The 18,188-nt window shown below is 58.5% G+C and carries 18 protein-coding genes; 8 read left to right on the forward strand and 10 right to left on the reverse strand.

Features of this window, described 5'->3' with window-relative positions; translation table 11 throughout:
* Positions 1 to 103: 103 nt before the first annotated feature.
* The 6 genes from AAHA39_RS08950 to AAHA39_RS08975 form a co-directional block, all read right to left on the reverse strand.
* The gene (locus AAHA39_RS08950) at positions 104 to 775 is read right to left on the reverse strand and encodes an NAD(P)H-dependent oxidoreductase (protein WP_320656161.1); all 672 of its coding nucleotides are present in this window, start codon (positions 773 to 775) and stop codon (positions 104 to 106) included.
* Between the two features lie 155 nt (positions 776 to 930).
* On the reverse strand, positions 931 to 2,109 hold the full coding sequence (locus tag AAHA39_RS08955) for an MFS transporter (RefSeq protein WP_320656160.1): 1,179 nt from the start codon (positions 2,107 to 2,109) through the stop codon (positions 931 to 933).
* A 536-nt stretch (positions 2,110 to 2,645) separates the two neighbouring features.
* Positions 2,646 to 3,449: a 2,5-didehydrogluconate reductase DkgB gene (gene dkgB / locus AAHA39_RS08960; RefSeq protein ID WP_320656159.1), complete on the reverse strand. Its 804-nt coding sequence runs from the start codon at positions 3,447 to 3,449 to the stop codon at positions 2,646 to 2,648.
* Positions 3,450 to 3,495: 46 nt separating this feature from the next.
* Positions 3,496 to 3,792 carry a putative quinol monooxygenase gene (locus AAHA39_RS08965; protein ID WP_320656158.1) on the reverse strand — a complete coding sequence of 99 codons (297 nt, stop codon included), beginning with the start codon at positions 3,790 to 3,792 and terminating at the stop codon, positions 3,496 to 3,498.
* A gap of 136 nt (positions 3,793 to 3,928) precedes the next feature.
* Positions 3,929 to 4,291: a VOC family protein gene (locus tag AAHA39_RS08970; protein ID WP_320656157.1), complete on the reverse strand. Its 363-nt coding sequence runs from the start codon at positions 4,289 to 4,291 to the stop codon at positions 3,929 to 3,931.
* Between the two features lie 7 nt (positions 4,292 to 4,298).
* Positions 4,299 to 4,676 (reverse strand): DUF6404 family protein, encoded by a 378-nt coding sequence (locus tag AAHA39_RS08975; protein ID WP_320656156.1) that lies wholly within the window; start codon positions 4,674 to 4,676, stop codon positions 4,299 to 4,301.
* A gap of 193 nt (positions 4,677 to 4,869) precedes the next feature.
* On the opposite strand from AAHA39_RS08975, the gene AAHA39_RS08980 reads away from it, so the two are divergent.
* Positions 4,870 to 5,772, forward strand: a complete 903-nt coding sequence (locus tag AAHA39_RS08980) for a LysR substrate-binding domain-containing protein (RefSeq protein WP_041208521.1) — start codon at positions 4,870 to 4,872, stop codon at positions 5,770 to 5,772.
* An 80-nt stretch (positions 5,773 to 5,852) separates the two neighbouring features.
* Here AAHA39_RS08980 and AAHA39_RS08985 read toward each other — a convergent pair whose 3' ends face one another.
* The 4 genes from AAHA39_RS08985 to AAHA39_RS09000 all read right to left on the reverse strand — a co-directional run bounded on the left by AAHA39_RS08985 (position 5,853) and on the right by AAHA39_RS09000 (position 10,208).
* The gene (locus AAHA39_RS08985) at positions 5,853 to 6,071 is read right to left on the reverse strand and encodes a hypothetical protein (RefSeq protein ID WP_320656155.1); all 219 of its coding nucleotides are present in this window, start codon (positions 6,069 to 6,071) and stop codon (positions 5,853 to 5,855) included.
* A 184-nt stretch (positions 6,072 to 6,255) separates the two neighbouring features.
* Complete coding sequence (locus AAHA39_RS08990) at positions 6,256 to 7,605, reverse strand: methyl-accepting chemotaxis protein (RefSeq protein ID WP_320656154.1); 1,350 nt, start codon at positions 7,603 to 7,605, stop codon at positions 6,256 to 6,258.
* A gap of 197 nt (positions 7,606 to 7,802) precedes the next feature.
* On the reverse strand, positions 7,803 to 9,305 hold the full coding sequence (gene glpK / locus AAHA39_RS08995; protein WP_033112913.1) for a glycerol kinase GlpK: 1,503 nt from the start codon (positions 9,303 to 9,305) through the stop codon (positions 7,803 to 7,805).
* Positions 9,306 to 9,359: 54 nt separating this feature from the next.
* The gene (locus tag AAHA39_RS09000) at positions 9,360 to 10,208 is read right to left on the reverse strand and encodes an MIP/aquaporin family protein (protein WP_033112912.1); all 849 of its coding nucleotides are present in this window, start codon (positions 10,206 to 10,208) and stop codon (positions 9,360 to 9,362) included.
* Positions 10,209 to 10,699: 491 nt separating this feature from the next.
* On the opposite strand from AAHA39_RS09000, the gene glpT reads away from it, so the two are divergent.
* The 7 genes from glpT (at position 10,700) to hdfR (ending at position 18,126) form a co-directional block, all read left to right on the forward strand.
* The gene (gene glpT, locus AAHA39_RS09005; RefSeq protein ID WP_320656153.1) at positions 10,700 to 12,055 is read left to right on the forward strand and encodes a glycerol-3-phosphate transporter; all 1,356 of its coding nucleotides are present in this window, start codon (positions 10,700 to 10,702) and stop codon (positions 12,053 to 12,055) included.
* Between the two features lie 101 nt (positions 12,056 to 12,156).
* Positions 12,157 to 12,915, forward strand: coding sequence for a DeoR/GlpR family transcriptional regulator (locus AAHA39_RS09010; protein ID WP_033112910.1), 759 nt, complete (start codon positions 12,157 to 12,159; stop codon positions 12,913 to 12,915).
* 294 nt (positions 12,916 to 13,209) lie between these two features.
* A complete protein-coding gene (gene glpD / locus AAHA39_RS09015) occupies positions 13,210 to 14,697 on the forward strand; it encodes a glycerol-3-phosphate dehydrogenase (RefSeq protein WP_320656152.1) in 1,488 nt (495 codons plus the stop codon).
* Positions 14,698 to 14,792: 95 nt separating this feature from the next.
* Positions 14,793 to 15,881 (forward strand): glycerophosphodiester phosphodiesterase, encoded by a 1,089-nt coding sequence (gene glpQ, locus AAHA39_RS09020; RefSeq protein WP_201908084.1) that lies wholly within the window; start codon positions 14,793 to 14,795, stop codon positions 15,879 to 15,881.
* Positions 15,882 to 16,100: 219 nt separating this feature from the next.
* Positions 16,101 to 16,583, forward strand: a complete 483-nt coding sequence (eco, locus tag AAHA39_RS09025) for a serine protease inhibitor ecotin (RefSeq protein ID WP_033112907.1) — start codon at positions 16,101 to 16,103, stop codon at positions 16,581 to 16,583.
* Positions 16,584 to 16,882: 299 nt separating this feature from the next.
* The gene (maoP, locus tag AAHA39_RS09030; protein WP_033112906.1) at positions 16,883 to 17,254 is read left to right on the forward strand and encodes a DUF413 domain-containing protein; all 372 of its coding nucleotides are present in this window, start codon (positions 16,883 to 16,885) and stop codon (positions 17,252 to 17,254) included.
* Entirely contained in the window at positions 17,254 to 18,126 is an 873-nt protein-coding gene (gene hdfR, locus AAHA39_RS09035; protein ID WP_041208513.1) for an HTH-type transcriptional regulator HdfR, read from the forward strand. The genes maoP and hdfR overlap by 1 nt, the downstream gene beginning before the upstream one ends.
* Positions 18,127 to 18,188: the final 62 nt, after the last annotated feature.

Here is an 18,188-nt window from a genome sequence, read left to right on the forward strand (position 1 = left end):
GGATAACAAAAACCATAACGACAGAGCGTGAAAAACAGCGAGCGGCCGGGGGCCGCTCGCTGTTTTTGTGCTGTGTGGGGGGGAGTGTCAGCTGCGTCAGCCGTTACTGGTAGCGGCCAACCGCGATGGGGGACTCCTGCTCAATCTGGCCAAGGCGCTCGGCCCACTGGGCGAGCCAGGCTTCCCGCTCTTCTTGCGAGACCCGCACCGGGGCATAGCAGATATGGGGGCGCAGCACGTCAAAGCCGACAAATTGCAGGATCCCGCGCTGGATGGGGCGCAGCACCCCGTCGATATCGCCGTTGAAGCCGTCGGGCAGATAGGTCTCGGCAGGGCCGCCGGTGGTCAGGCTCAGCAACGCCCGCTTGCCGCGAAACTTGCCGCTCTCGTAGATATGGCCCTGACCATAAACCCGCCCCATGGCAAAGACCCGATCCACCCACCCCTTGAGAATGGCGGGCAGGCCAAACCACCAGAGCGGGAACTGGAAGATCAGCAGGTCGGCCGCCTCCAGCTTTTGCATCTCCTGCTCCAGCTGCGGGGCAAAGCTGCCCTGCTCGGTGGCAGCCAGCTCTTCAAGCTGCAGCTTGAGAAAATCGGGATCGCTGGCGGCGGTGAAGTTGCGCCGATCCGAGACGGGATCAAAGCCCATGGCATAGAGATCGCTGGTCATCACTGTGTGGCCCGACTGCTCCAGCGCCCTGATGGCGTGGCAGAAGAGGGCACCGTTGAAACTTTTGGGTTCGGGATGGGCATAGACGATAAGCACCTTCATAACAGACTCCGTGGCAAATGATGCGAGGGTGACAGGCTTGGTTGCTGAAACAGTTGCTGAAATGGTTGCCGGGTTAACGCTGTGTCACAGCATAGAAGCCTGCCGCGCCGATTGCAGCAGGCGCCACGCTCTTGCGTGACGCCTGCTGGCGCAGCTTATGCCTGACAGGCGGCGAGCCGGAGGGTTTCGCGGCGCTCACTGACATGGGTCAGCCCGTAGGCCAGCAGCACGATAAGGGCGCCGATCCAGGGGGTGTGCATCAACCCTATGTGTTCCACCACCAGGCCACCGACTACGGAGCCGAGCGCAATGCCGACGTTGAAGGCGGCGATATTGAGGCCCGATGCCACATCCACCGCCTTGGGGGTGTGCAGTTCGGCCTGTTTGACCACCAGTACTTGCAGACCCGGCACATTGCCGAAGGCAAAGGCGCCCCACACCAGCACGGTGAGCACAGCCAGCACCGGATGGGGGGCGGTGAAGGTGAGGGCCAGCAGCACCAGCGCCAGACCGGCAAACAGCAGCTTGAGCGCCGGCAGGGGGCCCATCTTGTCGGCCAGCTTGCCGCCCCAGATATTGCCGACGGCAACCGATACCCCGTACACCAGCAGGATCAGGCTCACCGCACCGGCGCTAAAGCCGCTCACCTGCTGCAGGATGGGGGCGAGGAAGGTAAAAGCCGTGAAGGCGCCGCCGTAACCGAGGGCGGTTTTGGCGTAGACCAGCAGCAGCGGCTTTTTGGTCAGTACCGAAAGTTGTTCGCGGATGGTTGAGGCCGCCCCCTTGGGCAAGTTGTTCGGGATCAGCAGCAGGCTGCCCACCATGGCGACGAGGCCGAGCAGGCTCACCACCAGAAAGGTTTCACGCCAGCCAAAGACCTGACCAATCCAGGTGCCGAGCGGTACGCCGGTCACCAGCGCCACAGTCAGGCCGCTGAACATGATGGCGATGGCGCTCGCAGCCTTCTCTTTGGCGACCAAGCCGGTGGCAATGGTGCTGCCCACCGAGAAGAAGACCCCGTGGGCCAATCCGGTCAGGATGCGGGCCACGATCAGGCTCTCGTAACCCGGGGCCTGCCAGGCGAGCAGGTTGCCGGCGGTAAAGAGTGCCATCAGTCCCACCAGCAGCCACTTGCGCGGCACCTTGCCGGTGAGCGCCGTGAGCACGGGGGCACCGATGGCTACGCCAAGGGCATAGAGGCTGACCAACAGGCCCGCCGAGGGGAGCGAGACATTGAGCTGCTCGGCGATGGTGGGGATAAGCCCCACGATAACAAATTCGGTGGTGCCGATCGCAAAGGCACTCAGGGTAAGGGCAAATAACGCCAGTGGCATAACAACTCCTTGGTTAGGGACTCCCGACGGGAGAATGGCGCCAGTATGCCGATGGGTTTTGTTGGCAAAAATGATGGTGACATCAAATTACTTTTGCCAAATAAGCAGCAATGGTGATGGGGAATGGGAGAGACAAACGTTGCCGCAAAGGGGGGAAGAGAGTGGGGTGCGAAGTGACAGGAGAGCAGAGACAAAGCGTGCTGAGCGAGTAGGGCACAAATAGGGAATGGTGACTGAGCAATGGAAGGCGACAGGGTTCGCTGAACCTGCTGTGCGTGCGGGAGTGAGTAAAGAGTGAGATTAAAGGGCAAAAAAACGGGAGGCATGATGCCTCCCGTTTTTGCTGAAAAATGTCATTGAGCGTTATTTGCTCCCTTCTCCCCTTGCGGGAGAAGGGTTGGGGATGAGGGGGAGGTCGCTTGCCCTCGCCCTGACCCTCTCCCGTAGGGAGAGGGGATAGCTTGTGGCTGCAATAGGCTCGTGAGGGTTGCCGGTACCCGCCGTCGAAGCAAGAGAGCCTATGTATCTTTTTCTGTTTAATCCCAATCCGGCGCAAAGTCCGGGTTGGCGCAGCGCTCGCCCCGCTCCAGGGTAGCGATGGCGGCCATCTCTTCGGCAGTGGGCGTGACCTTGAGGGCTGCAAGGTTCGCGGCGAGATTCTCCCGCTTGGTGGAGCTCGGGATCACCGTCATCTCCTGCGCCAGCAGCCAGGCCAGCGACACTTGGGCCGCCGAGACGCCGTGGCGCTGGCCGATCTCCATCAGCAGCGGCTCGGCGAGCACCTTGCCATAGGCGAGCGGCATATAGGCGGTGATGGCGATACCGTGGGCTTTGCAGAACTCCACCACCTTGCGGTTTTGCAGCAGGGGGTGGATCTCCACCTGCTGGTGGGCGATGGCACCCGGCCCCAAAATCTCGATGGCCTGTTTGAGTTGGGCCACGGTGAAGTTGGAGACCCCGATCTCGCGGGTCAGGCCCCGGGCTTTAGCCTCGGCCAGCTGCTCCAGATAGACAGCCATCGGCACCTCATCCTTGGGGGAGGGCCAGTGGATCAGCGCCAGATCCAGATAGTCGGTACCCAGTTTTTCGAGGCTCACCTCAAGACTCGGGATCACCTTGCCCGGCCCGAATTCGCTGGTCCACACCTTGGTGGTCAGATAGATATCCTGGCGAGGCACGCCGCTCTCGCTCATCAGCTGGCCCACTTCGGCTTCGTTGGCGTAGATCTGGGCGGTGTCGATATGGCGGTAGCCAAGTTCCAGCCCCTGCAACAGCGAGTCGCGCAGGGGTTGGCCGGTCAGGCGAAAGGTTCCAAGACCCAGGTTGGGCATCTTCATCATGCTACTCCTCAAACGGGTTGCAAAGGGCGCTCAGTGGCGCGGCGGATCAGGCGTCCAGCGGCTGATAGCGGCGAATGGTGCTGCCGGCAAACCAAGGCTCGGTCTTGGCGACAAATTCCGTAAAGTGGGGCTGGCCCTGATGGGCGGTGAGGGCCGCTTCGCTCTCCCACACTTCGTAGAGCATCCAGCTGTTTGGATTGTCCAGATCCTGATGTAGCTGGTAGCGCTGGCAGCCAGCCTCCTGCAAGGTGGCCGCAATCAGCGGCTCAAGGGCGGCACGAAACTGGGCGGCGAATTTGGGTCTGGCTTCAAGCTGGGCAATCACAATCACGGGCGATGACATCTGAACCTCCTTGGCAAAAACGAAGAGTCAGTATGCCTGCCGTGACTTGCCGGAAACAGGGTTAATGGCGCAGCAGTGAATTGAGAGAGGCACAGCAATCGGGGGCCGTGGCTCCCTATTATCAGGAGCTGGCTTATCAGGCGCCGGCGGGTTCCGACCAGACCGCAAATTCATTGCCGCTGGGCTCGACAAAGTGAAAGCGGCGGCCACCGGGGAAGTCGAATAGTGGGCGACTGATTGTGCCACCGTGTTGGCTCACCTTGGCTTGAGTCGCTTCAATATCCGCGCTGTAGAACACCAGCAGGGCGCCGCCCTGAGCTGTCTGACTGCACTGATCCGCCCGATAGAAGCCGCCATCCAGCCCCTCATCGGCAAAGGCGCAGTAGTCGGGGCCGTAATCGACAAATTGCCAGCCAAATACGGCCTGAAAGAAGGCCTTGGTCGCGGCAAGATCTCGCGCAGCAAACTCCACATAGTTCAGTTTTTCATGGGATTTCATTCAGCTCTTATTCCTCATCATCAGCATCGGCGGGGTTAGCCAGTTGCTCCCAAGGGGTCAGTTTCAGCTGCTTGCGTCGTAGCCAGAGCCAAGATGCCATGGTCAGGCCGAAGAATCCCGCAAACAGGGCTGTTTGGCGCAGGGCAAATAGCAGATCCATTGCCATGGGTTGCCAGCTAAAAAACCACATCATCGTGCCCCATACCAGACCAACGCCGACCCCGAATACCAGCAAGTTGGTTAGCCAACCTTCATACTGAGGCGGTTTGACGGGATAGCCAAATCTGCGCAGCAGCCTGCACAAAGGGGGATTGTAGTTGGCATGCCATACCCCTTTGTTTGCCAGCTCCTGATGGGCAGCTGCCAGCCGCTTTTCAAATGTCATCGTATTCGTCCTTGTGTTTATTCGGTTTCATACGAACCAATATGGTTCCATTCTACCGGCAAACACCGAACAGAGTTTGAGCGGGCCATCACGTTATCTCTTTGCTGTGATGGTGAAGCCATATCAGGCAATGCTTGCCAATACAGAGCGGCTACGCCTATAAAAGCCCATTACTCTTGTCCGGATAACAGCAATGAAGACCCATTCTGATGAACTGACCCTGTTTGTGGCGGTGGTGGAGGCGGGCAGTTTTCGCCAGGCGGCGGAGAACCTTGGCATGGACAACTCGGTGGTGAGCCGCGGCATCAAACGGTTGGAGGAGAAGCTCGCCACCGTTTTGCTCAATCGCACCACGAGGCGGGTCAGCCTTACCGAGGAGGGGAGCTGGTTCTATCAGCGGGCGGTGAAGATCCTGACCGAGATGAGCGAGGCGGAGGGGCTGCTGCTGATGCGCCGCGAACAGCCGGAGGGGATATTGCGGGTCGATGCGGCCACGCCTTTTATCCTCCATCGGCTGGTGCCCATTATCGGCGAGTTTCGACGTCGTTATCCTGCCATCGAGCTGCAACTGCACAGCTCGGAGGGCTTTATCAATCTGATGGAGCGGCGGGTAGACATGGCCATCCGTATCGGCGAGCTGAGCGACTCCTCTTTGCGCGCGCTGCCCCTGGGCCGCTCTCGGCTGCGCTTGCTGGCCTCTCCCGGCTATTTGAGCGAGCGCGGTACGCCGCGCCAGCCGGCAGATCTGCTGAACGGCCACGAGTTGCTCGGCTTTTTGCATCCCGATCACCTCAACCACTGGCCGCTATTGAGTGCCGAGCAGGGGGATCGCTTTCCCATCACTCCCAGCCTGCGTGCAAGCAGTGGGGAAACCTTGCGTCAGCTGGCGCTGGCGGGACAGGGCATCGTCTGTCTGTCGGACTTTATGACCGGGCCGGATCGGGCGAGCGGGGCGCTGGTGGAGGTGCTGGCACGCAGCAACAGCGGCGCCTCGCGTCCCATCAATGCGGTCTTCTATTCCGATGCCCAGCGCGATATCCGGCTGCGGGTCTGGCTCGATTTTCTCAAGGAGCAGCTGGGCAGCCATACCCTCTAGCCGATGAATGGCATTTATGGCCGGATAGACAAACGGCCGACATAGGGTCGGCCGTTTTGCGGGAAGGTGGGTGTGCCGGTTTAGCGCGGCAGCTTGCCAAAGACCCGGCTAAGCAGGGCGCCGCCGATGACGGGGGGAACGGCCAGCAGCAGGGTCCACTGCCATGAGAGCCCGCCCAGCGTAGCGGCCAGAACGATGGTGGTCAGGACCACCAGTTGGGCGACCATCATCAGAAAGGTGCCTTCGCGGGGGGTCAGTGCATTCTCTTCTTGGGAGGTGCGGGTGCTGGTCGGTTTCATGATCTCATTCCTCTTATTGAGCCTGATATCACTAAGCAACCGCCGTTCCATCTTTTTTCATGTTAATAATCAATAGGTTGTGGTTTTTATCGTTATTCCTGTTATGAGAGCGCTAGCAAAATGATTCGCAAAATGAAAACGCCACCTTGCGGTGGCGTTTTCATTTGCATGAGAGGCTGGCAGGTCAACGAATGCGGTATTGACGGATCTGCTCATCGATCGCTTTTGCCAGCTCGAACAGCTCGCGACTGGCGGCATTGCTCTCCTCTGCATGCTCGCGCTGATGCTCCGCCACCATGGCCAGTTCGTCGAGGGCTGCCTTGGCCTGCCCCATCTGCTGATGCTGGGATTGGGCCAACGTACTTATCTCGTTGATCTCGAGTGCCGCCTGATTGATCTGGCTGGTGGCATCGATCAGTACCTCCTTGGCCTGACTCATCCGGTTGTATCCCTCTTCGCTCAAGGTGCGCGAGTCGGTCATCGAGTTGCTGGCCTGGCGGGTACCCTCCTGCAGGCGCAGGATCAGATCCTGTACATCCTTGGTTGCGGTCTGGGTGCGCACTGCCAGCTGGCGCACTTCGTCGGCCACTACGGCGAAACCGCGTCCCATGTCGCCCGCTCGGGCCGCTTCGATGGCAGCGTTGAGGGCCAGCAGGTTGGTCTGGTTCGAGACGTCGCGAATAAGGTTCATGATCTGGGTAATGTCGTTGCTGTCTTTCACCACTTCATCGAGCAGGGTAGAGGAGGTGCTGATGCTGCTGCGCAGCGTCTCAAGCCGGTTGGCACTCTGGGTGACATCCTGCTCGATGGTGCGCATATGGCCGGCGATATGGTGGGTCACCTCGTTGACCCCCATGGAGCGGCTGGCTATCTGCTCGGCATTATCCCCGATGATGGCGACCACGTTGGTCAGCTCCTGAATGCTCTGTGCCTGCTGGCACGCCTCACCCGCCACCGCCAGCGTCTTGCCTTCGGCCGTGACAGCCGTATTGATATAGAGCGAGGCGCGCTTGTCAAAGTCCGAGATATCGAGGTTCAGCTCGTAGGGGTGCTTACGTTTGAGAAAGCCGTAGAACCAGTCATCTTTCAGATCTGAGTCGTGCAGCTGTTTCTGGGCGGTGGGGCCGCCGCTGAAGTTGATCAGAGTATTGGTCTGGAGCGGGGCGATAAAGACATTGCCGCCAATGCGCTGCTGCAGTGCCTGAAAGTAGTGCTCCATCTTGGGCCACTCTGCTGCCGGCATGCCCTGAGCCAGCCAGTCGATGACGAAGCTGTTGCTGGCCAGTGCCTGTGCTTCGGTCAAGTGGTGGGTCAGCTCGGCAGTGAGCTGGTTGGCGATACGATCTACGCTGCTTGGCAGCTCATAGCGCTCGACCCGCTGCTGCGCCTGAGTGTGGGAGATCTGTTCCAGGATCAGGGTGATACAACTGATGGCGATGACCATCAGTATGGCGACACCGGAGAGGATCCGGGTTCTGATCCCGAGTCCTGACCAGAGGAAGTTAAGTGAAAATCGGTTTATCGCTCTGTCCATAATCCCTAGCTCCTGTAAAAAACAGGTCGCAGATGCGACCCAGAAGCAAATTATAGATAAACAACTCAATTCAGTTGTGCCGAGTGCATAAGTGAATATCGACAGGGGATGGAGAGGGGAGATAGAGGTAAAAAGAGAGGCCGACATTGCTGTCGGCCTCTCACGTTTTTCATCTCAAGGCTGTGTCGGTGACCCGATCACTCCTCTTCTGCCCAGCGGCGTGAACGCTCGACCGCTTTCTTCCAACCGCTGTAGCGTTTGGCACGATCGTCGCGGTCCATCTGCGGGATGAACTCGCGGTCCACGCTGAACTTGTCTTCCAGCTCGTCCGAGCTTTTCCAGAAGCCGACGGCCAGACCTGCCAGGAAGGCGGCACCCATGGCGGTGGTCTCGATACGGGTCGGACGCACCACCGGGGTATGCATCATGTCGGACTGGAACTGCATCAGGAAGTCGTTGGCCACAGCGCCACCGTCTACTTTCAGGGCTGCCAGCTTGATGCCGGAGTCCTGCTGCATCGCATCCAGCACATCGCGGCTCTGATAGGCGATGGATTCCAGCGCGGCACGGATGATGTGGTTGCGGTTGGCACCGCGGGTCAGGCCGACCATGGTGCCGCGAGCATACGGATCCCAGTAGGGGGCACCCAGACCGACGAAGGCCGGTACCAGATAGACGCCGTTGGTATCGCCAACCTTGGAAGCGAAGTAGTCGGTGTCGCGGGCATCGTGAATGATCTTGAGCTCGTCACGCAGCCACTGGATGGTAGCGCCGCCCATAAACACCGCACCTTCCAGCGCGTAGTTCACTTCCCCTTTCGGGCCGATGGCGACCGTGGTCAGCAGGCCATTACTGGAGCGAACCGGCTCGGTACCTGTGTTCATCAGCATGAAGCAGCCGGTGCCGTAGGTGTTCTTGGCCATCCCTTTTTCAAAGCAGAGCTGGCCGAACAGGGCAGACTGCTGGTCACCGGCAATACCGGCGATGGGGATGCGGGAGCCGCCGCCACGGGTGGTGTAGCCATACACCTCGGAGGAGGGTTTCACTTCCGGCAGCATGGACATGGGGATGCCCAGCTCGTCCAGCATGCGCTGATCCCACTTCAGGTCGCGGATGTTGTAGAGCATGGTACGGGAGGCGTTGGTCGGGTCGGTGACGTGCACTTCACCGTTGGTCATCTTCCATACCAGCCAGGTGTCGATGGTGCCGAACAGCAGCTCGCCGTTCATCGCCTTCTCGCGGGCACCTTCCACGTTGTCGAGGATCCACTTCACTTTGGTACCGGAGAAGTAGGCATCCAGCACCAGACCGGTGTTCTCGCGAACGTACTCTTCCAGACCGCGCGCTTTCAGCTCTTCACAGATGGCTGCGGTGCGGCGGCACTGCCAGACGATGGCGTTGTAGATGGGTTTGCCGGTGGCCTTTTCCCACACGACTGTGGTTTCACGCTGGTTGGTGATACCGATGGCGGCGATCTCTTCGCTGCGCAGGCCAGTCTTGGCCAGCACTTCGGTGAAGACGGAGGATTGGGTTGCCCAGATCTCCATCGGGTCGTGCTCTACCCAGCCCGCTTTCGGGTAGTGCTGGGTGAATTCGCGCTGGGAGGTGCCAACGATATTGGCATCCTGATCAAAGACGATGGCGCGGGAAGAGGTAGTACCCTGGTCCAGAGCGACGACATATTTCTTTTCAGCAGACATGATGTTCTCCACGTTTTTATTTTCCACGTTTTTACACGTTGGGGAGGGGCGCTCTTAGGCGGCGGCCTCTTCTTTGGCGGTTTGGGCAGCTTGCTCGGTGGCGGCAACACGGTTGCCCGGTACACAGGGAGCCAGCACTTTGACATAGAGGGCAGTACCAATCTGGGCACCGACGATAGGGCCAAGGATGGGGACCCAGAAGTAGGGGTTGTCACGGCCACCGGTCATGGCCACATCACCCCAGCCGGCCAGGAAGGCGAACAGTTTGGGGCCAAAATCACGAGCCGGGTTCATGGCAAAACCGGTTAACGGGCCGAGGGAGGCACCGATCACGGCGATGAGGATACCGATCAACAATGCGGCGGCAAAGCCTTTGGGGGCGCCGTTGTTGTTGTCACCCAGCGCCATGATGCCCAGCATCAGCACGGCGGTGATCACCAGCTCGACGGTGAAGGCTTGCAGGTTGGAGATGGCGCCATTGGGATAGGTAGAGAAGATCCCGGCGGTGCCGAGGCTCTCGACGCTGCCGCGCACCACGTTGTGGGTCACTTCCCACTGGGTGAACAGGTTGCTATAGAGGAAGTAGACCAGCGCGGCGAAGCAGAAGGCGCCAGCGATCTGGGCGATGATGTAGGGCACGACTTTGCGCTTGTCAAAACCGGCGAAGGTCATCAACGCCAGGGTGACGGCCGGGTTGAGGTGGGCACCCGAAATACCGCCGGTCACATAGATGGCGATGGCAACGCCCAGACCCCAGGTAATGGAAATTTCCCACTGCCCGAAGTTGGCTCCCGCCAGTACCAGTGCGGCGACACATCCGACGCCGAAGAAGATCAGCAGGCCGGTTCCGATAAACTCGGCGATGCACTCGCCAAGCAGGGTATTGGGTCTTTGTATGCTCATAAGTATTCCTTAGGTATCCACCCGTAGAGGTTTGATGTTCCGTTTTATCTTTATTGTGGCTATCCATTGCGACCGAAAACGTTTCCTTGTTCTTTATTCTTCTTGCGCAAACGTTATGTTCGTTTTCGCTCGTTCTCGGACGTGAGAGAAAATAAACCTTCCCATAAATTTCACCATCCCCCCGCCATGGGAAATGTGGGCAAGATCCCACTCATTGCTAAGAAAATGTGACGTAAAGCAATATGTAATCTCCATAATACCCCCTATGAGGTAGTCGATAACCCTTGCTGTACAAGGGATGACGCTTGATGAGTGTTTTCTCATTTGGAGCTTTTTTTTGTAATAAAACTGCAATATTTGAGCATGCATCACAGAACTTATGAGCGCATATGAGCACAATTGGCTCGCTTACGAATCAATGGACTCACCTGATTCGTCTGACTGTTCAAGGGCACCCTCAACAGCCCATAACAACAATAAGGAAGCAGAACATGCTTAGTCTCTTCAGGCCTGCGGCGCACATCGACAGGCTCCCGGCCGACAAGGTCGACCCCTTCTACAAACGCATGCGTTGGCAAGTGTTCTTCGGGATCTTCTTCGGTTACGCCGGCTACTATCTGGTGCGGAAAAACTTCAGTCTGGCCATGCCTTACCTGGTCGAGCAGGGTTTTTCCCGCGGGGATCTCGGCTTTGCCCTCTCCGGGGTGTCCATCGCCTATGGTCTCTCCAAGTTCCTGATGGGGAACGTCTCTGACCGCTCCAACGCCCGTTACTTCCTCTCTGCCGGCCTGCTGCTGTCAGCTGCGCTGATGTTCATGATGGGTACCATGCACTGGGCCACCTCGAGCATCGGCATCATGTTCGTGCTCTTGTTCCTGAACGGCTGGGCACAGGGCATGGGCTGGCCGCCCTGCGGTCGCACCATGGTGCACTGGTGGTCACAGAAAGAGCGGGGCGAGGTGGTCTCGGTCTGGAACGTGGCCCACAACGTGGGTGGCGGCATGATTGGCCCGCTGTTTATTCTGGGGATGGGTTGGTTCAACGACTGGCGCAGTGCCTTCTATGTTCCGGCAGCCGCTGCTGCGGCCATCGCGGTGATCGCCTTCTTCGTAATGCGCGATACCCCGCAATCGGTCGGTCTGCCGCCCATCGAAGAGTACAAGAACGATTTTCCCAAGGATTACAACGAGAGCCACGAGCAGGAGTTTTCCGCCAAGGATATCTTCGTCAAGTACGTGCTGCACAACAAACTGCTGTGGTACATCGCCATTGCCAACGCCTTCGTTTACCTCATTCGTTACGGTGTGCTGGACTGGGCGCCGACCTACCTGAAAGAGGCCAAGGATTTCAGCGTCGACAAATCCTCTTGGGCTTACTTCCTCTATGAGTGGGCGGGTATTCCGGGCACCCTGCTGTGCGGCTGGATCTCTGACAAGATGTTCCAGGGCCGCCGTGCGCCGGCCGGTATCCTGTTCATGGTGCTGGTAACCCTGTTCGTGCTGGTCTACTGGCTTAACCCGGCTGGCAACCCGACCGTCGACATGCTGGCACTGGTGGCCATCGGCTTCCTCATCTACGGCCCTGTCATGCTGATTGGCCTCTATGCCCTTGAGCTGGCACCGAAGAAGGCGGCCGGTACTGCGGCTGGTTTCACCGGTCTGTTTGGTTATCTGGGTGGCGCCGTGGCGGCCAACGCCATGCTGGGCTACACCGTTGACCACTTCGGTTGGGACGGCGGCTTTATGGTGCTGACCGTATCTTGCGTCCTCTCCATCATCCTGCTGGCGATGACTCTCAAGCACGAGAACCTTGCCGTGGCAGCCAGAGCCGAGGCTCATAAGGCATAAAACGTGATCCTCAGCTTATTGATCCCCAAGGGGATCGGGTAAACTGCCAAAGGCCCCGCACCTGCCGGGGCCTTTTTTCGTCTCATCATCGGAGTGCAAGCGTGAAGCAAACCCAACGACATCTGGAGATCCTGGACGTCCTGACGCGGCAGGGATTTGTCTCGACCGACGATCTGGTGACCCATTTTGATGTCAGTCCCCAGACCATTCGCCGGGATCTGAACGATCTCGCCGAGCAGAACAAGATCCGGCGGCATCATGGCGGTGCCTCCCTGCATTCGAGTACCGTCAATACCGCCTACAGTGCCCGCAAAGTGATGCAGCTCAAGGAGAAAGAGCGTATCGCCCGCGAGGTAGCCGCCAATATTCCCGATGGCTCGTCCCTCTTTATCGATATCGGCACCACTACCGAAGCCATTGCCCGCGCCCTGCTCGATCATCGCGAGCTGCGCATCGTCACCAACAACCTCAACGTGGCCAGCATTCTGACGGCCAAGGATGACTTCACCGTCATCATCGCCGGTGGCGAGATCCGCAACCGGGATGGCGGCATCGTGGGGGAGGCAACCCGCGACTTTATCGGTCAGTTTCGCATGGACTATGGCGTCATCGGCATTTCGGGTATCGACAACGACGGCTCCCTGCTCGATTTCGACTATCACGAGGTGAAGATTGCCCAGGCCATCATCGCCCACTCCCGCCAGGTCTTTCTGGCCGCTGACCACACCAAGTTTGGTCGCAACGCCATGGTCAACCTCGGCAACATCAATCAGGTTCACGCGCTCTTTACCGATCAGGAGCCGCCCGAGAAATTGACAAGGTTGATGGCCCAGCATCAGGTCGCCTGCCATATCTGCTGATATAGCGCCTGTGTTGTGGAGTTCAGGTCGCCCTGTTGGGCGGCCTCCCTTTCGTTATTATCCCCTTTTGGGGTATTGCCTTCCGATTCTTCCTCCCTTCGTTTTTTGAATGTCATTGCCATGGTATTGGCAACACCTCCTTTCATTGCCCAACGCGAAGCGCCAAGCCTGTTTGGCTGCACATTGTGATCACACTTTTACAACTAAATGTTCGTTTGATGTTTTTTTATGTTCTAAAATGAGCGAAATCAAACATTGCTGTTATAGCAATCATAAAAATGAAAGTAGGTGAACATGAGCGAACATTATGATCTGGTCGTCGTTGGTGGCGGCATCAACGGGGTAGGCATTGCAGCTGATGCGGCAGGACGGGGTTTGAAAGTTGCCCTGTTCGAGGCGCAGGATCTCGCCTCAGCCACCTCTTCCAACTCCAGCAAGCTGATCCACGGTGGTCTGCGCTATCTCGAACATTACGAATTCCGGTTGGTGAAAGAGGCGCTGGCGGAGCGGGAGGTGCTGCTCGGCATGGCGCCCCATATCGCTCGGCCGATGCGTTTCCGTCTGCCGCACCGCCCGCATCTGCGTCCGGCCTGGATGATCCGCGCCGGCCTCTTCCTTTATGACAATCTGGCCAAGCGCGACAAGCTCAAGGGGAGCTGTGGCGTGCGCTTCCTGCCGCAAGATGGCCTCACCTCCGGTATCAACAAGGGGTTCGAGTATTCGGACGCCTGGGTCGACGACGCCCGGCTGGTGGTGCTCAATGCCATGATGGCGCGCGACAAGGGGGCCGACGTGCAGACACGTACCCGCTGCGTCAAGGCGGAGCGCGGATCAAAGCACTGGACCTTGACTCTGGAGCGGGAAGGGGGCGAACAGTTCAATGTCACCTGCCGCGGTCTGGTCAATGCGGCCGGCCCCTGGGTCAAGACCTTCTATGACGAGAGTCTGCACGAGAAATCCCCGCGCGGCATTCGCCTCATCAAGGGCAGCCACATGATAGTGCCGCGCATCCATGAGCGCGAAGAGGCCTACATTCTGCAAAACGAGGACAACCGCATCGTCTTCGTTATCCCTTATCAGCGGGACTACTCCCTCATCGGCACCACCGATGTGGAGCACAAGGGTAGTCCGCGCGAGGCGAAGATCAGCGACGCCGAGATCAACTACCTGTGCAAGGTGGTCAACGCCCACTTCACCCGCCAGATCGCCCCGAAAGATGTGATCTGGACTTACGCCGGGGTGCGTCCGCTGTGCGATGACGAATCCGACTCGCCGCAGGCGGTGACCCGCGACTATACCCTCGAACTTTCCGGTGAATCCGACGGTGCGCCGCTGTTGTCGGTATTTGGTGGCAAGCTTACCACCTATCGCAAGTTGGCGCAGGCTGCCTGCAACAAGCTCAAGCCCTGGTTCAGCCAGATGGGGGATGACTGGACTGCCAGCAGCCGGCTGCCCGGTGGCGAGTTCGACTGCTCGGTACGCGAGCTGGCCCGCGCCTTTGCGCTGGAGTTTGACTGGCTAGATGATCGCAGCGCCCTGCGCATTGCCGAGGCCTATGGCGCCCATGCCCGGCTCTGGCTCAAGGAGCCCCGTGGCCAGCACTTTGGTGCCGGACTGTACGAATCTGAGGTGCGTTACCTTATCGAGCGGGAGTGGGCCTGCACTCTGGAAGATATCCTCTGGCGTCGCAGCAAGCTGGGGCTGCGCCTGTCCGATTCCGAGCAACAGCAACTGGGTGAGTGGCTGGCACACCATCACCACGGCCTGCGCAAAGCAAGCTGAATCCTCTGAAGGGCGGCCCTGCGTCGCCCTTCCCATAACTGCAATAAACCTCTGATATAACAACTGCCTACACACAATAATAAAGAGTGTCACATATGAAAAAACTCACCGTCTCCCTCATTGCGCTAAGCCTTGGGGCATCCCTCTCATTACCTGTTCTGGCCGTAGATGAAGGCAAGATAGTGATTGCTCACCGGGGCGCTTCCGGCTACCTGCCCGAGCACACCCTGGAGTCCAAGGCATTGGCCTACGGCATGGGTGCCGATTATCTGGAGCAGGATCTGGTGATGACCAAGGATGACCAGCTGGTGGTGATGCACGATCACTTCCTCGATGGCATCACCGATGTGGCCGAGCGCTTCCCCGGCCGGGCTCGCCCGGATGGGCGCTACTATGTGGTGGATTTCACCCTGGATGAAGTGCGCTCCCTGCGCATGACCGAGCCTTTCCAGCTGGTGGACGGCAAGCAGGTGCCTGTCTATCCGGCGCGCTTCCCGCTGTGGAAGTCCAGCTTCAAGATCCACACCTTCCAGGAAGAGATCGAGATGATCCAGGGGCTCAACAAGAGCACCGGCAAGAACATCGGTATCTACCCGGAGATAAAAGCGCCCTGGCTGTTCCGCCACGAGGGCAAGGACATCTCCAAGGCGGTGCTGAAGGTGCTCAAGGAGTACGGCTACACCAGCAAGGATGACAAGGTCTATCTGCAGTGTTTCGATACCAACGAGCTCAAGCGCATCAACAGTGAGCTGATGCCGGCCATGGGCATGGATCTCAAACTGGTGCAGCTGATGGCCGAGACCGACTGGAACGAGACCATGGTCTATGACGCCAAGGGCAAGGCAACCCCCTACAGCTATGACTGGATGTTCAAGCCGGGCGCCATGAAGGAGATCGCCAGCTACGCCGAGGGGATCGGCCCGTGGAAGCCGATGATAGTGCCGGAGCCGGGCACCCTGGGCAAACCGACCTTTACCGGCATGGTGAAAGAAGCCCACGCGGCGGGTCTCAAGGTGCATCCTTATACCTTCCGTCAGGATGAGGGACAGATCCCGGCCTATGCCAAGGACTTTACCGATCTGCTTAACATCTTCCTCTATCAGGCCGATGTGGACGGGGTGTTCAGCGACTTCCCCGACAAGGCGGTTGCCGTTATCCAAGCCCATGAAGGGACACGGAAATAGTTGGCAAAGTGCCATTTGAATTCAGAGCGGGGCCAGATGGCTTCGCTTTTTATTTAGCGGGAGCAGCAAGGGAGTGTGCGCGGTGTCAGAAAATAGCCAAATCACGTCATCGGGTGCCGGATCTGCATCATTTTACGTGCTTTTTACGTTGCAGAGCGCTGGCATGAAATCGGCAGAGCGGTTAGTCTAGCGGCGTTGAACCAACCCCAAGAGGTACAGATGAAAACCGTATTGCGTTTTAGCCTGCTGGGCGCCTTGTTGCTGGGTGGCCATGCCTTCGCCGCCGAGCCGAAAAAATTTGATATCAGCATGTTCCCAGCCGCTGACGTGAATCAGGAACGTGTGGTGATCCGCCTGCCTGAAGTCGAGAACGAAGCCGACATGATGGTCGAGCTGCAGGTCGGCAAGAAGATGATGGTTGACTGCAACGTGCCGCGTTTTGCGGGCAACCTGGAACAGCACAGCGTCAAGGGCTGGGGCTACAACTATCTGCAACTGGGTCAGGTCTCCGACCCCATCAGCACCCTGATGGCTTGCCCGGATGGTCAGAAGAAAGAGACCTTCGTCCAAATCTATGGTCAGGGTTTCTTTGTGAACTACAACTCCAAGCTGCCGTTCGTGATCTATGTGCCGCAGGAGTACGAAGTACGCTACCGTTTGTGGCGTGCCGACAACCTGGCACAGCCGGCCATGATCGAGTAACGATCTTTGCACCAAAAGTTCAGCTGGTTCACCTGACGAAACAAATAAAGCGCCGTATGGCGCTTTATTTTTTGCCCGATTTATCTGAGAACAGCCCGGCAATGTTTACGAAATTTTACATAAGCCTGTTATTTATCAACGATTTTTGTGTGCTTACCCGCAAAATTGGTCCTGTCTGACGGATAATGCAGCTTCGATGAAAGATATTTATTAACATAGTAAGAAAATTGATTTTGCACTCGGCGATGGCCTGATGATACTTGCCCGCAAAGGTCAAACTAACCAGAAAAAAGAGCATTATGAGCTTCGAATCAGACAAGCGTTTCAACGACTTCAAACATTTTCCCCGTGGCCTGCGTCGCAGTGGCGAATTCACTGTGGCCGAAGCGGATAGTCTGGAAAAATACGGCACCGCCATGCTGTCACTCTATCAGGGCACCCTTGCCCCCCGTGACGATGTAGAGGCAGCCTTCATCGAGCAGGTTAAATCCGGTGCTGCCGGTGCCAACCCCCACGCCAAGGTATGGTTCAAGTACCTCAAGGTGATCGGGCCCAAGCGTGTTCACCGTCTCTGCACCGTTGTTGGCGGCGCCAGCGAGGAGAGCAGCGGTGGCGGCAGCTTTGATGTCGGCGGTGGCAGTGGTGGTGGCAGTGACGAGTCCATCGATTAATGGATACCGAGCTGCTTCGGACCTTTATCGAGGTGAGCAAGACCCGGCACTTTGGCCGGGCTGCTGAAAATCTCTATCTGACCCAGTCGGCGGTGAGTTTCAGGATCCGCCAGCTTGAACAGCAACTCGGGGTCAGTCTGTTTGCCCGTCATCGCAACAACATCCGTTTGACCGCCTCCGGTGAGCGTCTGCTGCCCTATGCAGACGCCATCCTCCATACCCTCGGTCGTGCCAAACAGGATGTGGCGCTCTCGCCCGGTTTCAGCCAGCAGCTGGCCATCGGTGCTCCCGCCGTCTTCTGGGAGCTCGATTTCAATGACTGGCTCAACCACATCTATGCACTGGCGCCCGGCTTGGCAGTGCGGCTGGAAACGGCTTCCCGCGAGCATCTCTGCCGTCAGTTGCTGGAACGCTCCCTCGATCTGGCCCTGCTCTCCGAGCCGACCAAGATCGACGAGATCGCTCTGCATCCCATCGGCGAGCTGGTGTTCGAGCTGGTGAGCCGGGATCCGGCGGCCAATGCCGACAACCTGATGCAGATGCCCCACATCCATCTCGACTGGGGTACTAGCTTCGAGCCGCAGCCGAGCCGGTTGCAGAGCCTGCAAAAGACCCCGGTGCTGCACTCCAGCTCTGCCAGCATGGCGCTGCAATTCGTGCTGGCCAACGGCGGCGCTGCCTATCTGCCGCGGCGTATGGTCAGCCCCTTCCTCGAGAAAGGGGCGTTGCATCTGGTAGAAGGGGGGCAGCCGCTGAGCCGTCCACTCTATCTCGCCTATCTGGAGAAATCAGATCGCCGTGAACTGATCGATCAGCTGCTGACGCTGCCGCTCGGTTGGCACGATGCCGAACTGCGGCTCGCCGCCGAATAGCTTCTGCTTTATCTTCCGTTACAGCCCACCTCCCGGTGGGCTGTCTATTTCTGGCGCAAAGG

It is taken from the genome of Aeromonas sp. SE22 (genome assembly GCF_038739755.1).
GTDB lineage: Bacteria > Pseudomonadota > Gammaproteobacteria > Enterobacterales > Aeromonadaceae > Aeromonas > Aeromonas jandaei.